Below are 20,886 nucleotides of genomic sequence, written 5' to 3'. Positions count from 1 at the left end.
CCACCCCGTCGGGTCTTTGGCCACCTGGGAAACGTGTCGCGTCATGGCGATAGGGTTTCGGACGCGGCATGGACGCTGATAAATTACCGACACTCTGAACCGTTTTCTGTCAGTCCTGCTGTTCGTGGGCTCGGTGGCCTCGGCGGACACGCTGGTGCCCCGGCCCGGTGCCCGGGACGTGCACGTGTCGGCCGAGGGCCCGGGTGGACGTGCCGAGGCGGGGTACGTCCTGAGGCCACCCGCCATGCGGGTGTCGCTCGCGGTGGAGCCCGCCACGCCCGTCAAGGGACGGGACAAGGAGGCCCGGCTCACGGTGCGCATGCTCCAGGAGGATGGGACCGCGGAGGACTCGGGGGCGCCGCCCGTGCTCGCCGTCAACGTGGGGCGGGTGGAGGCGCTCGAGCGTTCGGGGCCCGGCACCTGGACGGCCCGCTACGTGCTCCCGGAGACGCGCTACCCGGAGGTGGCCGTGCTGGTGGCCCTGTCGGCGTGGCCCCATCCCCAGTCCATCCATGGCGCCTATGGCAAGGTGCTGGTGCCGCTCGCCGCGGCGGTGGAGCTGCCGGGCCGGACCGAGCCGGACGTGCAGTTGTCCGTCACCCTCGCCGGGACGACCTTCGGGCCCGTGAAGACGGCGCCGGACGGGCGCTTCCGGCTGCCCATCATCGTCCCCCCCGGCCATGACACCGCCCAGGCGAGCGCCGTGGACGCGGCGGGCAACGTGCGCCGCTCGCGGATGAGTCTGGGATTGCCGCCCACGGACGGGCTCGCGTGTGTCCTGCATCCCTCGCGGCTGCCCGCGGATGGCGTCTCCCAGGCCCGGCTGTTGTGCGCCACGAGCGATGCCCTGGGTCAGCCGGTGCTGCGCGCGCGAGTGGAGGTCTCCGCCCGCCATGGCAAGCTGCGGGGACCGACGCACGCGGAGGGGGGCCTGTTGGAGTGGATCTACACCGCCCCCGGCACGCCTCCCGGGACGCCGGAGCGGTTGGTGGCCAGGTGGCCGGAGCGCGGCGCGAGCTCGCGTGAGGAGCTGCCGCTGCGGCTCGTGCCGGGGCCGGTGGCGCGTGCCTCCCTGGAGCCCATCGAGCCCGTGATCCATGGGGGCTCGAGCGTGCGGGTGCGCGTCAGCGCCTTCGATGCCCAGGGACAACCCCGCGCGGGTGCCCAGGTCCTGACGCGCGTCTCCGTGGGCGAGGTCGGCGCCTTCCAGGAGGAAGCGCCCGGGGTGCTCGCCGGCATCTGGAACGTGCCGCTCGAGAGCCAGTCGGGTGAGGCGGCGCTGGAGGTGATCGCATACGGACCCACGGGGACGGAGCCCGCGCGCCTGCGGGTCTGGGCGGAGGAGGGGGTGCTGGTCGCGGCCGTGACGGATCTCGCGGACCTGCCGGTGCCCGGACAGCCGCTGCGCGTGGCGGGCACGACATTCGTGACGGGAGCGGACGGCACGGTGGTGCTCGGCCCCGCGCGCCCGGGCCGGGTAGACGTGGTGCATGGCGAGTGGCCCGGGCTGCGGCGCACGGTGGACGTGGTGGCCGAGGGCGGACCGGTGGTTCCCCAGGAGGAGCCCTCGCCCCGGGCTCGCCTGGTGCGGCGGAGTCAGCTGGCGCCTCCGGTGCCGGTGAACGTGCGCCTCCGGGTGGACGGCGCGCGGGTGACGTACTGGATGGAGGACGCGCGGGGCCAGCTCCTGGAGGGCCGCTCGGCCCACGTGTCCCTGTCCGCCGGAGAGCGCGATGGGGTGGAGGTGAAGGACGGTCGCACGAGCTTCCTCGTGAGGAGCGCGGAGCGGGTGAGCGTATCCGTGGCGGACGTGGCCACGGGCGTCACCGCGCTCGCCGAGGTGCGGCCTTGAGGGGATGGCTCCTCGGGGCGGTGGTGCTCGTGGGGCTGCCCGGCGCCGCCCACGCCCAGCTCGCGCGGCAGGAGCCCGTGGAACTGGCGGCGGCCATCACCGGACGCGTGTGCCGGGATCTGGATGGAGATGGGCGGTGCGCTCCGGACGAGCCGGGCCTCGCCGACATCCGCCTGGTGCTGGCCTCGGGCCGAGAGGTGCGCACGGATGCCCGGGGCCGCTACCACTTCGCCCAGGTGGACGCGCGAAGCCCGGATGCGACGGGAGGGGTGCACCTGCGGCCCGGCCGTCAGCGCCTGCGCGTGGACGCGCGCACCCTGCCGCCCGACAGCCACGCCGTCCCCGAGGCCGTCACGCTGGACATCCCCTGGGCGTCCGGGGTGCTGCGCGACTTCGCGGTCCAGACCCGGAGCGCGCCGCCGCCGGCCCTGACGCTCGGCTATGACGCGTCTCCGCCCGCCGCGCGGGTGCTCCCGGACGGGGTGGACTTCCTGCTGGCCGGGCGCGCCGCGCCTCGCGAGGAAGTGACGGTGGCGGGGGTCGCCGCGGAGGTGGACGCCGAGGGCGCCTGGCGTGCCCGCGTGCGGCTCGTGCCGGGAGAGAACGCCCTGGCGCTGTCCGTGCTCGGCACCGACGGCGCGTTGCGGCTCTTCCGCCAACGTGTCGACGTGGTGTCGCGCGAGGGTGGATGGCTCGTCGTTCCCCGCGCGCCCGAGCCTCGCGGCACGCTGCGGCTGCCCGGGAATCAGGACACGCCTCCGGCCACGGGTCCCTCCTCGGCCATCGCCGAGTTCCCCGTGGGCACCCGGGTGCGCTCGCCTCGAGGCGAGGTGACGGTGGGGGCCGAGGGCAGCGCGCTCCTGCCGCTGCTGCTCGTGCCGGGTTCCAACTCCATCACCCTGGAGGTCCAGCCTCCGGGCGAGCCGGTCTGGTCGGTGACGGTGCCCCGGGAGGCGGTGTCGCGCGACTTCGCGGTGGGCCTGCTGGACGTGGAGGCCACGCTCTCCCCAGCCACGGGGAACTTCCGGCTGCGGGGGCGCGGCTCGGCCCATGGCGAAGCCCACCTGGGCCCGTTCTCGGTGGTGGGCGAGCTGGACCTGCGGGACACGGACTGGGACACGCTGCGCGGGCGCCCGCCGCTGGACGCGCTGCGGCCCCAGGTGCCTCGGTTGGATCGCGTGCCGGATCCGGATCTGGCCATCCCCGAGTGGGGCGACACCTCCGTGGGACTCACGCCCAACCCGACCGAGAGCCGCCTGCGGCTGGAGGCGCGCCACGAGCGCCTGGGCCGGGTGGGTCTGGGCACGTACCGGGCGGTGCGGGAGGACGGAGAGGTGGGCCGTTATCACCGTCCACTCTTCGGGCCCTACGCGGAGCTGGCGGCGGAGCTGGGGCGGGTGCGCGCGGGCGTGAAGGCCTACGCGGGTGGGCTGTCGGATCCGCTGCGCGCCATCGCCTCCATGCCCGCGTACGAGGAGCTGCGCGCCACGGGAGGCAGCCTCTACTACCTGGGCGCGTCACCCATGGCCGAGGGCTCGGAGCTGGTGCGCGTGGAGCTGCGTGACGGCCTCACCGGACTGCCACTCGCCGAGCGCCACCTCGTGCGCGGCCGGGACTACGACATCGACTACGTGGCGGGACGGATCCTCCTGGCCAAGCCCCTGTCCTTCCTCGCGGGAGAGCCGCTGCTGCGCACCGAGCCCCTGACGGCCAGTCCCGAGCCCGTGTTGTGCGTGGAGTACGCCGTCTTGCGCTCGGGCTCGCCCGCGGACGCGGTGGGCGGCGAGGCCTGGGCGGAGTGGAAGGGTGGGCGGGTGTCCGTGGCGGCCGTGCGAGAGCCCTCGGGGGGCAAGGCGTACCAGCTCCTCTCCGGGAACGCGCGCACCCGGCTCGGGGCCTATACCCTGCTGGCCGAGGTGGCGCGCAGCGAGGGCTCGGCGGTGTTGCCGGAGTCCTTCGGTGTCTCGGACGACGGAGGCCTCTCCTTCCTGCGGCCCGACGCGCGCGGGAGGATGGACGGCGGTGATGCGCTGGGCTTGCGGTTGCGGGGACCGGGCCTGTTCGGACAGGGCTCGGTGGACGCGGCCTTCCGCCGGCGCACCGCGGGCTTCTCCGACAATGCCCACGCGGACACCCAGGACTTCCTCCAGGTGTCCCTGCGCGCCGTGCAGCCCTGGGGGCCCTGGCGCCTGACGCTGCTCGGAGACGAGCGCCGCTCCGCGGATCCCCGCGTGCCCTTCGCCTCGGTGCCGTTCGAGGCGCGCACCCTGGGCGTGGGCCTGGACTACACGCGCGAGCGCTGGGGCGCGGGCGTGGAGATGCGGGCCACGCGCCTGCTCGCCACCGAAGTGCCTGGAACGGGAGAACCGCTCGCGGGCGGCCGCGCGTCCCTGGGGCTTCATGGCCACTACCAGCTCAACGAGCGGCTGCGGCTGTTGGCCAGCCATCGGCAGGCGCTCGGTGTCTGGGGTCAGGGGCCGGGCGAGGTGGACGACACCTTCTCCGCGGCGGGCGCGGACGTGACGTTGGCGGAGGCCGTGGTGGGCGTGCGGGGTGGTTGGGGTCCCACGCTGGGACCGCTCGCGTGGGTCCAGGGCCACTGGAAGCGCGGCGAGGACATCTACTACGGCGGCTATTCGGTGGACGTGGACGGGCCGGACTTCGGCGCGGGCCGCGCGGTGAGCGGGGCGAGCACGAGCCTGGGGGATGGCACGAGTGTCTTCGTCGAGGACGTGGCCTCGCACGACACCCAGGCGGTGCGGTTGGCTCGCGCGGTGGGTTTCCAGCGGACCGTCTTCGGGGCGATGACGCTGGGGGCGCGCTACGAGCGGGGGGTGCGCAACGTGCTCGGAGAGCGGGATCCCCTGCGGCGCGATGTGGCGGGCGTGTCCGGACAGCTCGTGCTGGAACGGCTCCGGGTGAATGGCCACGTGGAGCTGCGCTTCGATCGGGGCACGCCTGGACGCGGCTCGAGCACCCCCGTGGATCGGGTCCAGGCGGTGACGATGCTCTCCGCGGAGGCGGTGCTGCGCGAGGACCTGAGCGTGTCCGGGCGGTTGAACCACGGCGGCACGTACGAGGGAGCGGCGCATCGCTTGGAGGCCCGGCTGCTCGAGGGGTACGCGGCACTCGCCTGGAGGCCGGGGCCCTTCATGCTGGTGGCGCGCTACGGCGTCACGCGCGAACTCCTTCCCGGAGAGCGCTCCGTGTTCGGTGAGCGTGCCCAGCAGATCATTTCACTCCTACCCGCGGTGCACCTGACGGAGCGTTTCGACCTGGCGGCGGGCATGCATGTGAGCCGCAGCAACCGGGGAGCGGTTGCGATATGGGTAGTCACCGGTTCATTGCGTCCGTCGATGCGGGTGGTGGGTGGCCTCGAGGTGGCGGTGGAAGGGGCGGCGCGGTCGGTGTCCACCGACGATGAATCCCTGGGTTCGCTACGGGGCGAGGTGGCGTACCGGGTGAATGAGCGGCTGCGGGTGGCCGCGGGCTACACGCTGTTGGGATTCACCGGAACGGGCTTGCCGCAGGAGACACAGAATGCATCCGACAGGCTCTACCTCCGAGCGGAACTCGCGTACTAGGACGCGTCCGGAGGGGGCGCTGAGCGGGGTGGGCGCGCTGCTCGTGTTGCTGGGGGCCTCGTGCGCGCATGCCGAGTGGCGCACGCCCTTGCGCCTCTCCGAGAGACCCTCCGAGCTCCTGGATGTCTGGGCGCCCGATTCCTTCACGATGGGCTTCAACGCGAGCGGCGGCAATGGTGTCTACCTGGTCGTCAATGGCTCCGAGCATCGGATCCCGACCGCGGCGCGAGAGCCCATGGGGAGCTACTACGATTCGCTCGGGGACTGCCTCTTCCTGGTGGAGCGGACCCGGACACGCCGCGCCCAACGTCCCGATGGCACGAGCTGTGGAGGGGACCTCTCCAAGCCGCTCATCGCGGACAATCCGCTCGATATCTCCCCGGTGAAACACACGACCGAGGGGGGCGCTGTCCTGCTGGCCCCCAGGAGCGATGACTCCTCCTTCAATATCTATCTGTCGGAAGGGCGCATCGACGCGACGGATCGCAACCCCGTGTTCTCCGTGGTGAAGCAGGTGACCGAGAGCTACCCGAGCCTGGGTCTGCCTTTCGGGGTGGTCAATATCGAAGGCACCGTGCATGCCTACGTGGGCGGCCAGAAGGGGGGCGCCCTGGGGTATTGGGCCAACAGCACCCCGGCTCCCCTGGAGCAGTGGCAGGGCCCGTTGAGCCTGGGCTTCGTGAGCGCGGTGGATTTGTTCTCCGTCACCGGCTCTCCCCACCCCTACGCCGTGGTGGGGGCCGCCAACGTGTTCATCCAGGGCTCGCGCAACCAATCCGGCGATTCGCTCGAGGCGGTGCAGTCACTCGCTCCGGGTTCCGAGATTCTCAGCCTGTCCATCAACGTGGATCCAAACAGCGACGCCGGCTACGGGTTCGGCATGGCGGTCGTGCTGCTGCCGGGAGGGGGCTGGGGCTTGATGAGTCCCGTCCCCATGGGCGCGCAGACCCAGGCCGGCACGAAGTGGATCTCCCGGAACCTTCCCCCGGCACTCCAGACGCTCGACCCGCTCCAGGTCGCCTGTGTGGGCTCGGCCTATTGTGTCCTGACGGGCACCGAGGGGACCGCGGGCCGCGCCTTCCCCTTCTTCAACACCGCGGGGCCCGTGCTCTCCCTGGAGGCGCCTGGGGCGCTCGTGGATCTGGGCTCGACGGCGGCCTCGGTGACGATCGACGAGAACACGGCCCCCGAATTGACCTTCAAGGGGACGGATGCCGACGAGGATCCGGTGCGGCTCGTGGTCGTTCCTCCCACGGGGATCCCCGCGGGATGGAAGGTGGAGGTGACGTCCGCGGAACCGGGAGAGCCCGTGAAGATGAAGGCCTCGGGTGGGGCGCTCTGCCAGACACTCGCCGCGGGCTCCTTCCAGGTCCAGGCCTCGGATGGACTGGCGGATCATGAGATATCCCGGCCCATCGAGCTGTTCCTGCGCCATACCGTGCCTCCGGTCATGCCTCCCGTGAAGTTCGAGGATGGAACGCCAGTGCCGTCCGATGGGAACCTGGGGACGCTGCTCGCGGGGAGTGCTCCCTTGAAGCTCCTCGCGGAGGGAACCCGGTCGGCGGCGAACTGCCAGGTCACCAAGCGCTGGAGCGCCGTGGGCGGCATGTCGGGGGGGCCGACGCCGATGTCCTCGGCGGATGGCGTCACGCTCACGCCGCCCGCCACTTCGTGTGCGCCCACGGAGCGGACCTTCGCTTTCGACTACGAGGTGACGGACGAGGGCGGCCTGTCCTCCACCCAGCGCTTCCTGGTGCGCCAGCCCGGTTGGACAGGGGTGTCGACGGTGGAGCCCCTGTTGGAGCTCTGGCTCGACCCGAAGGGCTCGGGCGCGCCGGAGGTTCGCGTGAGTTCGGACCTGGACTGCGCCCGGGAGCGCGAGTTGAAGGCCGAGGTATCGCTCGAGCCGGTGGGCGGAGGCGTGGCCGTCTGGACGAAGACGGTGGGCCTGTCGGAGACCGTGTCCCTGGCCGAGTCCAGGCTCTGCGGGCGCTTCCAGGTGACGGCGCGGTTGGTGGACAGCACGAACGAGCGCTCTCGCCCCACGGTTCGCCAGGTGGAACTGGCCGGGGGTGGGGTGGCGCTCGAGGCCCTGCCGGAGACACCGTTGGTGGCCGAGTGTGGCCGGCAGGCGAGCCTCACGCTCACGCCCACCTTCCCGCCGGAGGCCTGTCAGAACCCGGATGTCACCTGGAGGTTCGAGGACGGCCCGCTCACCGCGCTGACGCCCCAGCCGGGAGGGGCCGTGGAATTGCTCACCGAGCGGACGGATCTGGACTCGCGGGTGGGCAGGTCCGTGCGGATGACGGTGACGGCGAGCATGGGTAGCCAGACGGTGGCGGGGCCACACGAGGTGCGCATCACCACCCGGCCCTTCGTGGAGGTGAGCCGGCGCACGGAGCTGTCGGCTGCCTCGGAGACGGGGCTCGTGGGCGTGTCGGTGGACCTCTTCAACACCACGGCGTGTGATGTGACCGAGGTGCGCCACGTGGAGCGTCTCCGGGGACTTGGCTACGTGGCGGACAGCGCGAAGTTCGACGGGCAGCCGCTCGAGCACGTCTCGTGGAACGAGGCCACCGGGGAGCTCATCGTGGAGCAACTGGAGCTGCTGGGGCAGCGCCATGGCACGCTCACCTACGTGACGCGTCCGCACCTGGTGGGCGATCGCCTGTTGAGTGGCGGGACCTGGTTGCGTGGCGAGCGCATCTCCCTGAACGATGGAGGAGATGAGCCGCCGGGCTCGGGCTGTGGTTGTGCCAGCTCGTCACCGGGCTCGTTGCTGCTCGCGCTCGTCGCGTGGGTGGGGGCCACGCGCCGCCGCCGCCCCTCACCTACAGCCCGAAGCTGATGCGGCGGCTGTTGCCCGGCTCGTCGCGCCGCTCCTCCAGCACGCCGATGAGCTCCAGGCCCCGAAGGGTGGCGAGCACCTCGCGCTCCTGGAGATCCGTGAGGGTGAGCAGATCCTCCACCGTCTTGGTGCCATCCGCGTAGGCCAGCACCAGCGCCTGCTGCCCCTTGAGCGTGAGCTCGTGCAGTCCGTACGGTGGGGCGGCGGTGGGGAAGAGCCGGCGCCCGCGCGGCATGCTCTGGCGCAGCGCCACCAGGGGCTCGGAGCGCAGCGTCCCCTCGAGGACGAGATCCCCGGGGAACACCGACAGCTTCACCCGGCCCGCGCGCGGCGCCCGCAGGAGGCTGAAGCCATAGGCCCCGTGCGTCCATGAGAACATGGACCAGATCAACTCCTTGACCTGTTCCTCGACGAGCTGTTGACGCGCTCGTGCGTCCACCAGACCCAGGCGCTCGAGTGCCTCGCTGGAGCGCAGGTTCTGATCACGCGCGAGCGCGGCCGCCTCCTGGGCCTTGGCCTCGGGCAGCACGCCCCGGCGCACACAGAAGCGCAGGAAGCGCTCCTGGGCGAGGTTGGACGCGGCGTACACGGGCCGGCCCGCCTCGAAGTAGACGACCTTCTGGAGGGTGCCCTGGCGCAGCTTGAGCTCTCCGCTGTGGCGCGCCTCGTAGTAGGCATTGAGCAGCCGGGGCACGCTGGTGTCGCGCAGATCTCCGGACAGGGACCAGGCGGGAGGCGCGCGGCGGCGGGCCTCGGTCGCGGCCGGCTTGGTCCACACCTTCTCCCGGTCTCCGAAGGGCAGGGCGATGCCGGGTTCAGGTTCCAGGGGCTCCACGACCCGCACGGGGGCGGGGGGCTCGGCGGGAGCGGGAGGTGGCTCCTCGGCGGGTCCGAGCGCGTCCAGGGCCGCGAGTTCCTCGGAGGACACCACCGTCGTCAGGGGACCCTCGGCGGGAGGCTCCTCGGCGACGGGTTGATATTCGGCGGGAGGCGGCTCCTGGGGGGGAGGTGCTTCGGAGAACACCGCGGGCGTCTGTCCGAGGGCATCGAGGGCGGCGAACTCCTCGGCGGAGACCGCCATCGTCGCCAGGGTCGCGGCGGGCACCTCGAGCGTATCCGGGGGACGGTACTCCTCGGCGGGGGCCTCCTCGGGAGGGGCTTCGGGAGGGGGCTCCTCCAACGAAGGGGCCGGAGGCTCCTCGTGCAGTTCGAGTTCCCCGAGCTCCACCGTCGGCAGGGTCGTGGGGGTCTTCGGGCGCGCGGCGGAGGCGGGCGCCTCGACGGGAGCGGGCTCGTCCCACAGGGGCTCGGAGCCATCCAGGGCGGCGGCGGAGTACGGCGCGACGGGGGCGTCCACCGGCTGTTCGTCAACGGGCTCGGTCAGGGCCAGGGGCTCGGAGCCGAGTGGATCCTCGACCTCCTCGACGAGCGTGAGCCCCTGGACGACGGGCGGCGTCTCCTCGACGGGTGGGCCAAACAGGGGCTCGTCCGCGTCGTCGGAGACGAAGCCGGGCTCGTCCTCCATGTCCATGAGCGAGGCGTCCTCGAACACGACGACCTCGTCGCCCTCGTCCTCGCCTTCCATGGGCATGGGGGGATTCAGTCCGCACAGCTGCTCGATGAACTCCAGCAGGTGCCCCAGCTCGAAGGGCTTCTCGAAGAAGGCGCGTGCGCCGTGGACCTCGGTGGCCTCGCGGGCGAAGCGATCTCCCTTGAAGACGCCGCTGACGGCGACGGCGGGGATGGCATGGTCGCGCAGGGCCGAGAGCACGGTGCTGCCGCGCATGTCGGGCAGGAGCAGGTCCACCACGGCGGCGTGGAAGGCCGCTGGACGCAGGAGGGCCAACGCGGCCTCGCCGGTATGAACGGCCGTGGCCTCATGACCCCGGCTCTCGGCCGCGGCGACCATGAGGGAGGCGAGTTCGGGGTGGTCCTCGACGATCAGCAGTCGCACCATGGGGGCCGGGCACCATAGCATCCAGCGTCATGGACGTTCAGGGCTTCCATCATCTGGCGATTCAGGTTCATGACGTGGAGCGCGTCACGCGCTTCTACCGGGAGGTGCTGGGCTTCGCGGAGCTTCAGCGCTACCACCGGCCCGACGGCTCGCTGCGCAGCATCTGGGTTCAGGTGCCGGGCGGGGGCTTCCTCGCCTTGGAGGCCGTCTCGGGCGAGCCCGAGGCCGCTCCCTTCCGCCACGAGCGGCCAGGCCTCTTCCTGATCGCCCTGCGGATCGCTCCGGAGGCCCGGGCGGGCGTGGTGGCCGCCTTCGCGCGGGCGGGCGTCCCCCTGGAGCACGAGACGCGCTGGTCGGTGTATGTCCGGGATCCCGAGGGCAACCGGGTGGCGCTCAGCCACCACCCGGAGGATCCGGTGCCCTAGGCGCCGGGGGGCGCGAGGCGCTCCTTGCGGAGGACGTCGGGGGGGGGCTACAAGCCGGACCCCTCATGCGTCTGGGCGAACTGCTCCTTCAAGAACACCTCATCACCCCCGAGGCCCTGGAGGAGGCGCTGGAGTCCCAGGTCGTCCATGGCGGGCGGTTGGGCACGAACCTCGTCGAGCTGGGGATGTTGTCCGAGCAGGAGCTGTCGCGGGTGCTCGGCCAGCAGCACGGCGTGGCCAGCGCCTCGGGCGAGATGGTGCCGGATCCGCGGGCCCTGGAACTGGTGGACCTCAACGACGCGGACGAGAAGGACTACCTGCCCATGCGGGTGGATGCCACGCGCATGAGCGTGGCGGTGATCAACCCGCGAGACATCGAAACGCTGGACGCGCTGGCCTTCCGGACGGGCAAGCGCGTGGTGCCGGTCGTCATCCCCGAGTTCCGGATGAACCAGCTGCTGCGGCGCCACTGCAAGGCGTTCCGCGCGATGCGGGCGCTGGACATGAACGCGGTGAGGCCCTCGCGCGTGAAGCAGGCCGAGGCGGAGAAGCTGGCACCGTCAGCGAAGGCCGAGGATCTCATCAGCGAGGAGGAGTTCCAGTCCCTCTACGCGCAGGCGCTCAAGGGCGGCTCGGAGGACGGGGACGAGCCGGTGTTGGATCTCGTGGAGGTGGCGGAGGAGGAGGAGCCCATCGTGCAGGGGTACGTGCCGCCGGTGGTGCCCGAGCCCGTGGTGGCGCCGCCGCCGGCCTCGCCGGTGCTGCACGTGCCCGAGACGTTGCATCTGGAGGAGGCGCCGCGTCCGCGAGCGCCCGCGGTGGTGGAGCGGCTCTTCACGCCGCTCACCTTCGCCGATGCGCAGGCGGAGCTGTCAAGCAGCTCGGATCGCGAACAGGTGGCGACCACGGTGTTGCGCTTCGCGTTGGGCAAGTGGAAGCGGTGTCTGTTGTTGAGCGTGCAGGGCAACCTGGTCACGGGCTGGCGCGGCATGGGCAAGCGGGTGCGCGAGGCCGCGGTGAAACGCATTGGTATTGGATTGCAGGCGCCGAGCACCTTCCGGCTGGTGCGGGACACGCGCTCGCACTATGTGGGGCCGGTGCGCCGGGACGCGGCGTCGGGCCTCTTCTACAAGCTCTTGGGAGGAGACTACCCGACGACGGCCGTCATCCTCCCGCTGCTCGTGCGCGGCAAGCTGGTGCACATGCTGTATGTGGATAACGGACCTGGCCAGCTCACGCCCCCGGACGTGGGCGAACTGCTCATCCTCTCGCAGAGCGTGGGCCGCTCGTACGAGGCGATGATCCGCCTGCGCAAGAGTATGTGAACGGCGCCGGGCGCACGCTTGAACCCGGAAGGGAACAGCGTAGAATTCTCGCCATGACGAAGACGGGGTGGATGAGCGTCATTCTGATGCTGGGAGCCTGGAGTTGTGCTCCAAACCAACCTCCCTTGGGCGTTGTGCGGATCGATCCGGAAAATCCGCCCGAGGCAGTTGAGGGGCCCATGCCTCGCTTCGGACCCTTCGCGGCTCCCTTGGATGCACTGGTCGCGGCGTGTCCCTTGATCCTGTCCCAACCTCGCGCGACCGCTGGACGCCAGGAGGACATGAACTTCGAAACCAGGTGGAGAGTATCCACGGAGTACTGCGCCTGGTTGTATTACACGCCGGCTGAGCAGTTCGAAATGAGCATGCTGGTGGAGAGTACGGAACCAAGGCCTCCAGGGGAACAGAACGAGCGGGGGTGTCGAATGCCAGCTTTCGTGTCTGACAGTCGCTATCCGCCGCGAAGCCTCAAGCATGTCTATGTCCTTCACAATCATCCCGAGACGCCCACGAACCTCTCCGAGAAGGACATCAACGCCCTCGTGAAGGTCGCGCGACTTCATGGTGAGTTCGTCGAGACGAAAGCAGGCCGGATTCCCGTGGGTGTCGTCGCCTTTTTCTCGAACACCTACGCTCCATCCGAGGCATCGTGTGGTGGTTTCTTCGAATACAGTCTCGGAGCGAAGGATGTGTTGAAATGGACACCCGATGCACAAGGTAAATGGCGCTCGCGGAGCGTTGGCACCATTACCTGGGTGGGCAAGACGAAATTCTATTTCGAGCCCACGTCGGGCAGCGCGAGTCCCTAGCCTTCGTCGAGGATGCCCATGTGCATGAAGAAGCTGAGCCTGGGGCTTGCCGTCATGCTCGCCAGTTGTGTGCGGTCTCCAACTCCGCCACCCCTTCCGGTCGAGGATGATCCGTCAATCGTCTTTCCCCATTTCTTCGATCGTCCTGCTGTGGACGTAGGCACGAGCGGAGAGATGTTCGCCTTGGATGGAGTGGTTCTTCGGGCGATCCGGGTCGCCGCCGACGACTTTCTTCCCCCTGGACGAGAGAAACGAGCGTGTTGGCACAGCCAGGAAGCCCACCGCTACCAGGTCATTCGTCAGGGCAGGGTGATCTTCGTCAGGATCGATGAGGATCTTGAATCCTGCGGCCTGCAATATGTCTCGCTCGACACCGGCGTGACCTATGCCATTAGTGAAGAGGGCCGCATTCTTCGGCGTGTGTTCGATGCACAGGCAGAGGCGCTTCCTCCATCGGCGCTGATAACAGATGAGCGTGGAGCTCTTCCGGAGGATGCGGGTACGCCGCTCGCCGTTGATGCGGGAGACGAGGACGGAGGGGCCTCACAACCCGCTGTTCCCGATACCTCGACGGACGGGGGGCCATCGGAAAGCGCCGAACCGCTCGACGGCGGCGCGCGGACTTGATGCCATCTGCATGAGGAACGGGAGCCCGGACCCATTTGGCCCGGGCTCCTGCTCGACCTCAGTTAGACGCGCCCTTCCCGTCGACAACCCAACCCATGGCGTCGCCGTAGGCCGGCGGACCCATCAGCCGGGCGCTGCTGGGATAGTTGGTCGTGCTGAACTGGAAGAGACCCGGCAGGGGGTAGCCCTCGCTGTCGAGTGGCGCGGTGAACGGCGCGCCCATCTGCACGTGCAGATCGAAGCGACGCTCGGGCGAGCCGTAGAGCTGGATGCCAGAGAAGGTGACGCGGCCATCCGGCTCGGCGCGCAGTTGGAAGGCCAGCTGCTGCCCGTTGAAGGCCGGGGCCACGTCCCGCGTGAGGCCCGCCGAATCAACGCCCCCGAACTGGACGAAGATGGGACCGGTGAGCACGGACAGGGTCTTCGCTCCGTAGTCCTCCTTGGTGATCGTGGCCGTGGAGTAGCTGAGGGTGAAGGGGATGTCCTTGTTCACCAGGCTGGTGAAGAGGGGAGAGCCATCGGGGGGAGCACTGGCGTGGTCGACATGGAACGTGCCGGAGATGAAGCCTCCGTTGTCCACGCTGAAGCCCACGTCCGCGGTGCCGCTCCCCGCGAGCTTGAACTGGAAGCGCACCTGGGTCGTCGTGGCCTTGGTCACCGCGAACGTCAGTGTCGTGGGAGAGATCAACTGGGCCGAGACAGGCTTTCCCGGCTCATCCGCGCGCTCCAGGTGATAGGTCCCGCCAATCTCGATGGCATAGTCACCCACTTCCAGCGGCACGTTCAACGTATCGGCCGAGGTGTCCGTGATCGCCACCGTCTCGGGACCGGTGATGTTGAACGACGCGCCCACCAACCGGTAGGTCTTGTTTTCGGGGCCCGGGGTCGTCAGCGGCAGCTGCAGCGTCCCTCCGGTCTCCGATGTCTGGGTTTCCGTTTCAACCGCCCCACCACAAGCCACGACCACCAGCGCGAGGACGCACGCGCCAATATTGCTCATCCGCATGATGATGCTCCCCCTCAATGAGAGGGCTGGAGCTATAGCGAAGGAGCGTGTTGAGTGTCAATCAGGCGGTAGTTTTCCTTCAGGGAGGATCAGAGCCGCACCCCGCCAAAGAACAGCACGTTGAGTCCACTCAGACTCCAAGTGGATTGGAGATCGGAAATGGACGCGTTGCCCACACGGGCGGTGTAGGTGTACTCGCCGTAAGACAGACGCGCACGGGCCTCGCCGCCCAGGAAGAATCGCTCATCGAGGAAGAACTTGCCGCCCACGCCCAGGCCCACGGAGGGGCCCACGTCACTGCCCTTGTACTCGAACTCCGTGCCGGAGGAGTCGCCCGCCACGCGGGTGGTGGTGAAGGTGACGCCGCCGAGCAGCAGGCCGTAGAGGTCCGCCTTCTCCAGGTTGCCCGTCCCGGCGGGCAGGAGGTGGTAGGTGAGGCGGGCGTGGGGCGCGTAGTACAGGTGGCGGAAGCTCCATCCGGTGGCCAGATTGAGCGCGAGGCAGGCGGTGACACACGTACCGGCCTCGAACTCGCCGCCGAGCGACAGCACGCCCGGGCCCAGCTTCGCCACGCCCACGTCCGCGCCCACGCCCCCATTCACGAAGGCCAGGAGGATGTCCGCGTTGAGCATGAGCCGCGCATCCACGTCGCCCACGCCCTGCATGCGGCCCGGTGGGGGCGCGGAGGGCGGGGCCGCGTGGGCTCCCGTGGACCCCATCACGACCGAAACCAGACCCGCCCAGGCGAGTGTTCCGCGCATCGACCGCCCTCCGTCACTGCTGTTCGCGCGTCACATCGAACGTCATTTTCTGGCGGGGCGCCAGATGGAAGGACTTCTCCCAACGGCCCTTGGGGGAGGTGACGACGAGCTGGTGCTCTCCCTCCCACAGCGAGAGGGTCCGCCCCGCCTTGCGGCCGTTGAGCAGGATGACGGAGCCCGCGGGGGCCTTCACCTGGACGGAGCCCCGGCCCAGCATGAAGCGCTGGGTCGTCAGTTTCTTCGTGCCCACGGTGACGTCCCGGGTGGTGCGCACGCCCTTGGCGAGGTTGCGCAACTCGAGCGTGTACGGCCCGGGCGCGAGCGGCACCGTCAGGGGCGTCTTGCCCAGGGGCTTGCCCGCGAGTGACACCTCCACCGGAGGCACCACGAAGAGCTTGAGCTGGGTGGACACCTCGGTGGCCGGGGTGCTCGTGGGCGCGCCGGGCCGCGTGTCCGAGGCGAGCTTCACCTCACCGTTGGGCGAGGGGGTGCCGCCGTCATCCGTCGCCGCGGCGGCCTGGGCGGAAGGCGTGCCGGCATCATCCGAGGGCGCCTTCGCGAGCGCTTCCGTGGGGGCCGTGGCCGGAGCGGGGATGGTGGAAGGAGGTGGCTCCTTGGGCGCCGTCGCGGGAGAGGCGGTGGCCACCGGAGTCGAGGGTGGCACCACCGAGGCCATCCGCTGTCCGGACCACACGAGGATGCCCACGGTGGCCGCGGCGGCGGTGGCCAGTCCGGCGATGAGCGGAACGCACGAGCGCCGCTTGGGCGGCACGGGCGCCTCGTCCTCGTCCTCGGGTGGCGCCGCGCGGCTCGGAGCGGGGGCGGGTGGTGGCTCCTCGCGAGGCAGGGGGCGGGCCACACCGGGACGGGCATGCCGGCCGGTGATCTCCAACACGGAGTCCACGGTGTTGGCGTCCTCGTCCTCGAAGGGCATCTCGAAGGAGACGTCCACCTCGACGCCGTCCTCGGGCGCGGCGGCGACCCGGGGCGTGCCGCCGGAGGCTCTCGGGGGCACGAGCGGGGTTCCCGAGGGCACGGCGGGCACGCCCGTGAGCGAGGCGCGGCGAGCCACCTCCGCCAGGCCCATCTCCAGCATCTGGTGGCGCGTGGCCCGGGCGTCCCGGTCCGCCGGGAAGAGGTGGTGGAGGAAGTCGGCGAAGGCGCTGGAGGGCGGGATGATTCCCTCGACGGCCTCCACCACGGCATCGCGGAACTCGAGCGCGCTGGCGTACCGCTCCTGGGCGCGCTTGGCGGTGGCGCGCGTGATCACCTGGGTCAGCGCGCGCGGCACGTCTCCGGGCAGGGGCGCGAGCGGACGGGTGAGCACGGCCTGATCCGCGTCCGGTGCGTCCTGGAAGGGCATGCGCCCCGAGAGGCATTCGTGCAACAGCAGTCCCAGGAGGAACACGTCGGTGCGGGTGGTGAAGGCCTCCCGGCCTCCCACGACCTGCTCGGGCGCGCTGTAGTTGCGGCGGTTGCGCACGCGGCGGCCATTGCGCTCGCGCGGCGCCACGCTCAGGGCGCCATAGCCCGCCACCTTGCACACGCCCTCGAAGGAGACCATGACGGTTTCCGGGCGCAGGTCTCCATGCACGAGCGGCGTGCCGTCATCATTGCCCGCCAGGTGCGCGTAGTGGATGCCCATGGCCACCTCCGTCGCGATCAACGCGGCGAAGGCGGGCGGAATGCGCGGGCGGACTTCCAGCAGCCGCCGCAGGGACTCGCCATCGGCGAACTCGGTGATGCGGGCGAGTCCGGCCTCCAGCTGGATGAGCCCATGCACTCGCAGGATGTTGGGGTGATCGAGGACAACGGCTCGCTGCGTCTCGCGCTGGAGCAGCCCGGACAGCTCGGCGTCCCGGGCGACCTCGGGAGGCGCCCAGACAAGCACCACCGGCCGGGGAGGGCGCTCGTCCTCGAGCGCGAGTCCAAGGAATGCACGAGAGCCCTCTCCCGAGAGGAGGGGGCCCAGGGGATGGTAGCGAACCTGACTCATTGGGGCCGCATGCTAGAGGCCCGGAGGCTGGGATCGCTAGAGGCGGGAACTAGAAAGGCAGGGTGACGTGGTAGCCGTAGCGCCCTCGCCTCACGAGCAGCAGGACGCTTCTTGTCCCCCGCGCGGTCAGTAGGGCCTCCTGGAAGGAAGCGGGCTCAGCGACCGGCTGGTTGTTCACCCGAACGATGAGATCTCCCGGCTCCAGTCCCACGTCGTCCGCCGCCGAACCGGGGCGCACCGCCTGGACGGCCATGGCCCCGCGCACGGGCTTCACCCGGAGGCCCAGACGGTTCCATCCCAACGCTTCCACGAGCTGGGGCGGGAACTCCGTGGGCGTCACCTGGAGGGTGCGCTGCGCGCCTTCGCGGAAGACGACGAGGGGAAAGGCGGCGCGGGCGGGATAGCCCCGAGCCCGGGTGATGTAGTCCTCGGCGTCGGAGATGCGCGAGCCCCCCATCTCCGCGAGCACGTCTCCCCGGCGCACGCCCGCCTGCTCGGCGGGACTGCCGGGCTCCACCTCGGTGGCGACGACGCCATAGGTGCGATCCCACCCGAGCTGGCGCGCGAGCCGGGGCGACAGGCCCTGCACCTCGAGGCCCACCCACGCGGGGCGCACCTTTCCGAAGCGGGTGAGCTCGTCCATGATCCGGCGCACCTTGTCCGCGGGGATGGCGAAGCCGATGCCCTGGGCGCTGGCGAAGATGGCGGTGTTGATGCCGATGACGTCGCCGTCCACGTTGAGCAGGGGCCCGCCCGAGTTGCCCGGATTGATGGCCGCGTCCGTCTGGATGAAGTCGTTGTAGGTGCGCCCGTCCGCCTTGAAGGTGCGGCCCGTGGCGCTCACCACGCCGGACGTCACCGTCTTGCTCAGGCCGAAGGGACTGCCGATGGCCACCACCGTCTCGCCGATCATCAGATCCGCGCTCGTGCCCAGCTTCGCCGCGGGCAGGGGCTCCTTGGACTTCACCTTGAGCACGGCCACGTCGTTGTTGGCGTCGCTGCCCACGACCTCGGCCTCCAGCTCCCGCCCATCGGCCAGCACCACGTGGATGGCGGAGGCGCCCCGGATGACGTGATCATTGGTGATGATGATGCCACTGGGGTCCACGAGCACGCCGCTGCCCAGGCCCTGGGTGCGCTGGGCCTGGGGGGGCGCGCCGAAGAACTCCTCCATGACGGAGCGCCGGCCCCGGAAGGGAGACTCCACCTCCTGCTCGGTGCCGATGAAGACGACGGCGGGGGAGACCTTCTGCACCACCTCCACCACTTCGTTGCGCCGCCGGGCCATGTCGGCGCGAGCGGGTGTGCCACCCACCGTCAACAGCACCGCGAGAAGTCCCATGCTCCAGCGCATTGCTTGGCTCTTCACGTCCTGTTCCTCCCTGTGCGTCCTCGGGGCTCATGGACCCTGGGGCGCCTTGATTGTCGGGAACTCCTCATTAGGGACGGCATTCCCGAGGACCGGGCTGGACGGCCCGGTGCCAGCCTGAATGGATACGGTTTCTATGAGTCTCGTCCTGGTAGCGGACGATGAGCCCGCGGTGCGCGAAGTGCTCAGTCAGGTCGTCGAGGACCTGGGGCACGATGTGATCCAGGCGCGCGATGGCGAGGAGGCGTGGCAACTCGCCCGGGCGCGTCGGCCGAATCTGATTGTGACGGATCACATGATGCCGCGCCTGAGCGGCCTGGACCTGTGCCGGCGGGTGCACGGCGACGAGGTCCTGGGCGGCGTGCCCATCATCCTGTTGAGCGCGGTGCTCCCCCATGGTGCGCCCGAGGCCTACGCCTTCCTCCACAAGCCCTTTGAAATCACGGAGTTCGAGGGCCTCATCCGCAAGGCACTCGCCCAGGCGCCCCGGCCCAAGCCGTTGGAGGGGGCCTCCGCGATGGAAGTGCTCGGCGACTGGGTGGCGCAGGGCTTCGAGCGGCCCTTGACCACGGCGCGCATCGAGCTGGAGCGGCTGTGCGCGGAGGGCAAGGCGGATGCGGGGGCGCTGGAGACGCTCGGGGCCCAGGTGCGCACGCTGGAGGCCCTGACGCGTGACTTCCAGGAAGCGGCACACCTGGCGGCGCGAGCGGTGACGCTCAAGCCCGTGATGGCGGACCTGGGCGCTCGGCTGAGTCAGGCGCTGGAGGTGTCCCGGTCGCGGATGCCCGCGGTGCGCTGGCTGCTGTCGATGCCGGAGTCGCCCGTGGAGCTGCGCTGTGATCCCGCGCGGGTGCACCGCATGATGGCCGCGCTGCTGACCCAGGCGGGCCGGCACGGGGGCGAGGTCCGGGTGGAACTCGAGTCCACGCCCGCCATGGTGACCATGCGGGTGAAGGATCAGGGGCCGGAGTTGTCCGACGAGGAGCGCCACCGCCTCTTCGAGCCCTTCCGCGCGGAAGGGCCCGGGGGCGGGCTGGGCCTGTACATCGCCTCGGAGCTGGCGCGATTGCATGGCGGCGGGCTCTCCGTGGAGTCCACGAGCGGGCAGGGCACGACGTTCAGCGTGGTCCTGCCCCGGGGTTGAGGTGTCGGTGGCCGCGTCCGGGCGGCGCCGTCAGGTCCGCTCGGACTTCAGCATCCAGCCGATCATCTTGTAGAGCAGCCGCGCGCCCACGTTGCCATCCCACTCGCCGCCTTCGGGATCCGGAGCCACCTCGGTCAGATCGAAGCCGACGATGGTTCGGCCCGAGCGGACCACTCCGGCGATGAGCGCCACGGCCTCGGGGAAGGACAGACCTCCGGGCACGGGCGTACCCGTGTGGGGGCAGAGCGTGGGATCCAGCCCGTCGATGTCGAAGGACAGGTACACGTTCTGGGGCAGGTGCTGGATCATCTCGTCGACCTGGTGGTTCCAGGGGACGCCGTCGAAGCGCTTGCGCTGCAGGTCCGAGTCGAAGAAGGCCCGCACGCGGCCGCCCGAGTTCTCGATGTAGCCGTGCTCCTCCTCGCTCATGTCGCGCAGGGCGACCTGGACGAGCGACTTCACGCCCGGAATCCGCTCGGCCACGTTGTGCATGATGGACGCGTGGGACCAGGTGAAGCCCTCGTAGGCGTCGCGCAGATCGGCATGCGCATCCAGGTGGAGCACCCCCAGCCCGGGGTACTTCTCCGCGTGGGCGCGGATGATGCCGTAGGAGATGGAGTGGTCTCCACCCAGGGCCGCCACGCGCTTGCCCTTGGCCAACCACTCCTTGGCGGTCTGGTAGACGGCCTCGTGCAACTGCTCGCACAGGCCGTTGACCTCGGCGGAGGCGGCCTGGAGCTCGGGCTGGGAGGGATCGACGCCGCCGGCCTCCACGATGGGCACGGCGCGCTCCTTGGCGCGGGTGTTCCAGGCACGCCACTGCTCGGGCTCGGGCAGCAGGGCGATGCCGCGCGCGTAAGGACGGCCCGTCTCCACGTCGAAGAGGTCCACCTGACGGCTGGCCTCGAGGATGGCATTGGGGCCCTCCGAGGTGCCCCCGCCATAGCTGGTGGTGGCCTCGAAGGGTACGGGGATGAGGACGACGTGCGCCTCCTCGGGGGAGTGGGGGAGGCCGAAGATGCCGGAGCCAGGGGCGGCGGCGGCGCTGGGATCGAAGGGGGCGGACATGGTGGCGGCGGAGGATAAGGGCCTGGACGGCCAGTGCAATGATCCCGTGCCCTCTCCCTCCCCGAGTATGGAACGGGGGGGACGTCTGGTCAGCACCCCGGGCGCCCTGTAGATC

The 20,886-nt window shown here is 70.4% G+C and carries 14 protein-coding genes; 8 read left to right on the top strand and 6 right to left on the bottom strand.

All coding sequences use genetic code 11. The features are described 5' to 3' along the window. The first annotated feature begins 133 nt into the window (after positions 1-133). Genes MEBOL_RS39735 through MEBOL_RS39725 form a run of 3 tightly spaced genes read left to right on the top strand, consistent with a single transcriptional unit; the run spans position 134 to position 8,284 of the window. Positions 134-1,852 carry an Ig-like domain-containing protein gene (locus MEBOL_RS39735; protein WP_179956360.1) on the top strand — a complete coding sequence of 573 codons (1,719 nt, stop codon included), beginning with the start codon at positions 134-136 and terminating at the stop codon, positions 1,850-1,852. Further along, positions 1,849-5,436 (top strand): flagellar motor protein, encoded by a 3,588-nt coding sequence (locus MEBOL_RS39730; RefSeq protein ID WP_095982284.1) that lies wholly within the window; start codon positions 1,849-1,851, stop codon positions 5,434-5,436. The genes MEBOL_RS39735 and MEBOL_RS39730 overlap by 4 nt, the downstream gene beginning before the upstream one ends. Positions 5,437-5,464: 28 nt before the next feature. Then, positions 5,465-8,284 carry a hypothetical protein gene (locus MEBOL_RS39725; protein WP_095982283.1) on the top strand — a complete coding sequence of 940 codons (2,820 nt, stop codon included), beginning with the start codon at positions 5,465-5,467 and terminating at the stop codon, positions 8,282-8,284. Here MEBOL_RS39725 and MEBOL_RS43480 read toward each other — a convergent pair. After that, entirely contained in the window at positions 8,268-10,241 is a 1,974-nt protein-coding gene (locus MEBOL_RS43480; RefSeq protein WP_245919280.1) for a response regulator, read from the bottom strand. The genes MEBOL_RS39725 and MEBOL_RS43480 overlap by 17 nt on opposite strands. 29 nt (positions 10,242-10,270) lie before the next feature. Here MEBOL_RS43480 and MEBOL_RS39710 point away from each other — a divergent pair, with 29 nt between their 5' ends. From MEBOL_RS39710 to MEBOL_RS39695, 4 genes are all read left to right on the top strand, one after another. Beyond that, positions 10,271-10,666: a VOC family protein gene (locus MEBOL_RS39710; protein WP_095982282.1), complete on the top strand. Its 396-nt coding sequence runs from the start codon at positions 10,271-10,273 to the stop codon at positions 10,664-10,666. 65 nt (positions 10,667-10,731) lie between these two features. Next, positions 10,732-11,991, top strand: a complete 1,260-nt coding sequence (locus tag MEBOL_RS39705) for a cyclic di-GMP-binding domain-containing protein, MshE-related (RefSeq protein WP_095982281.1) — start codon at positions 10,732-10,734, stop codon at positions 11,989-11,991. 71 nt (positions 11,992-12,062) lie between these two features. Next, positions 12,063-12,800 (top strand): hypothetical protein, encoded by a 738-nt coding sequence (locus MEBOL_RS39700; RefSeq protein WP_170115687.1) that lies wholly within the window; start codon positions 12,063-12,065, stop codon positions 12,798-12,800. A 24-nt stretch (positions 12,801-12,824) separates the two neighbouring features. Beyond that, positions 12,825-13,427: a hypothetical protein gene (locus tag MEBOL_RS39695; protein WP_157823969.1), complete on the top strand. Its 603-nt coding sequence runs from the start codon at positions 12,825-12,827 to the stop codon at positions 13,425-13,427. A gap of 58 nt (positions 13,428-13,485) precedes the next feature. Here the strand turns inward: MEBOL_RS39695 and MEBOL_RS39690 are convergent, their stop codons facing one another. The 4 genes from MEBOL_RS39690 to MEBOL_RS39675 form a co-directional block, all read right to left on the bottom strand. Then, entirely contained in the window at positions 13,486-14,433 is a 948-nt protein-coding gene (locus MEBOL_RS39690; RefSeq protein WP_157823967.1) for a hypothetical protein, read from the bottom strand. 89 nt (positions 14,434-14,522) lie between these two features. Next, the gene (locus MEBOL_RS39685) at positions 14,523-15,194 is read right to left on the bottom strand and encodes a hypothetical protein (RefSeq protein WP_095982277.1); all 672 of its coding nucleotides are present in this window, start codon (positions 15,192-15,194) and stop codon (positions 14,523-14,525) included. Between the two features lie 13 nt (positions 15,195-15,207). Next, positions 15,208-17,190 (bottom strand): serine/threonine protein kinase, encoded by a 1,983-nt coding sequence (locus tag MEBOL_RS39680; protein ID WP_095982276.1) that lies wholly within the window; start codon positions 17,188-17,190, stop codon positions 15,208-15,210. Between the two features lie 49 nt (positions 17,191-17,239). Next, the gene (locus MEBOL_RS39675; RefSeq protein WP_095982275.1) at positions 17,240-18,559 is read right to left on the bottom strand and encodes a trypsin-like peptidase domain-containing protein; all 1,320 of its coding nucleotides are present in this window, start codon (positions 18,557-18,559) and stop codon (positions 17,240-17,242) included. A 136-nt stretch (positions 18,560-18,695) separates the two neighbouring features. Between MEBOL_RS39675 and MEBOL_RS39670 the strand changes: the two genes are divergently transcribed. Then, a complete protein-coding gene (locus MEBOL_RS39670) occupies positions 18,696-19,703 on the top strand; it encodes an ATP-binding response regulator (protein ID WP_095982274.1) in 1,008 nt (335 codons plus the stop codon). A 30-nt stretch (positions 19,704-19,733) separates the two neighbouring features. Here the strand turns inward: MEBOL_RS39670 and MEBOL_RS39665 are convergent, their stop codons facing one another. Further along, positions 19,734-20,771 (bottom strand): agmatinase family protein, encoded by a 1,038-nt coding sequence (locus MEBOL_RS39665; RefSeq protein WP_095983297.1) that lies wholly within the window; start codon positions 20,769-20,771, stop codon positions 19,734-19,736. Positions 20,772-20,886: the final 115 nt, after the last annotated feature.

The organism is Melittangium boletus DSM 14713 (genome assembly GCF_002305855.1).
GTDB lineage: Bacteria > Myxococcota > Myxococcia > Myxococcales > Myxococcaceae > Cystobacter > Cystobacter boletus.
Note: the sequence above shows the minus strand (reverse complement) of the source record. Positions and strands in the feature narration are given on the sequence as shown.

Bases quoted from the DNA above. Each gene is read 5' to 3' on its own strand.
- MEBOL_RS43480 (WP_245919280.1), bottom strand. From the start codon at position 10,241: ATGGTGCGACTGCTGATCGTCGAGGACCACCCCGAACTCGCCTCCCTC.
- MEBOL_RS39710 (WP_095982282.1), top strand. From the start codon at position 10,271: ATGGACGTTCAGGGCTTCCATCATCTGGCGATTCAGGTTCATGACGTG.
- MEBOL_RS39705 (WP_095982281.1), top strand. From the start codon at position 10,732: ATGCGTCTGGGCGAACTGCTCCTTCAAGAACACCTCATCACCCCCGAG.
- MEBOL_RS39700 (WP_170115687.1), top strand. From the start codon at position 12,063: ATGAGCGTCATTCTGATGCTGGGAGCCTGGAGTTGTGCTCCAAACCAA.
- MEBOL_RS39695 (WP_157823969.1), top strand. From the start codon at position 12,825: ATGAAGAAGCTGAGCCTGGGGCTTGCCGTCATGCTCGCCAGTTGTGTG.
- MEBOL_RS39690 (WP_157823967.1), bottom strand. From the start codon at position 14,433: ATGCGGATGAGCAATATTGGCGCGTGCGTCCTCGCGCTGGTGGTCGTG.
- MEBOL_RS39685 (WP_095982277.1), bottom strand. From the start codon at position 15,194: ATGCGCGGAACACTCGCCTGGGCGGGTCTGGTTTCGGTCGTGATGGGG.
- MEBOL_RS39680 (WP_095982276.1), bottom strand. From the start codon at position 17,190: ATGAGTCAGGTTCGCTACCATCCCCTGGGCCCCCTCCTCTCGGGAGAG.
- MEBOL_RS39670 (WP_095982274.1), top strand. From the start codon at position 18,696: ATGAGTCTCGTCCTGGTAGCGGACGATGAGCCCGCGGTGCGCGAAGTG.
- MEBOL_RS39665 (WP_095983297.1), bottom strand. From the start codon at position 20,771: ATGTCCGCCCCCTTCGATCCCAGCGCCGCCGCCGCCCCTGGCTCCGGC.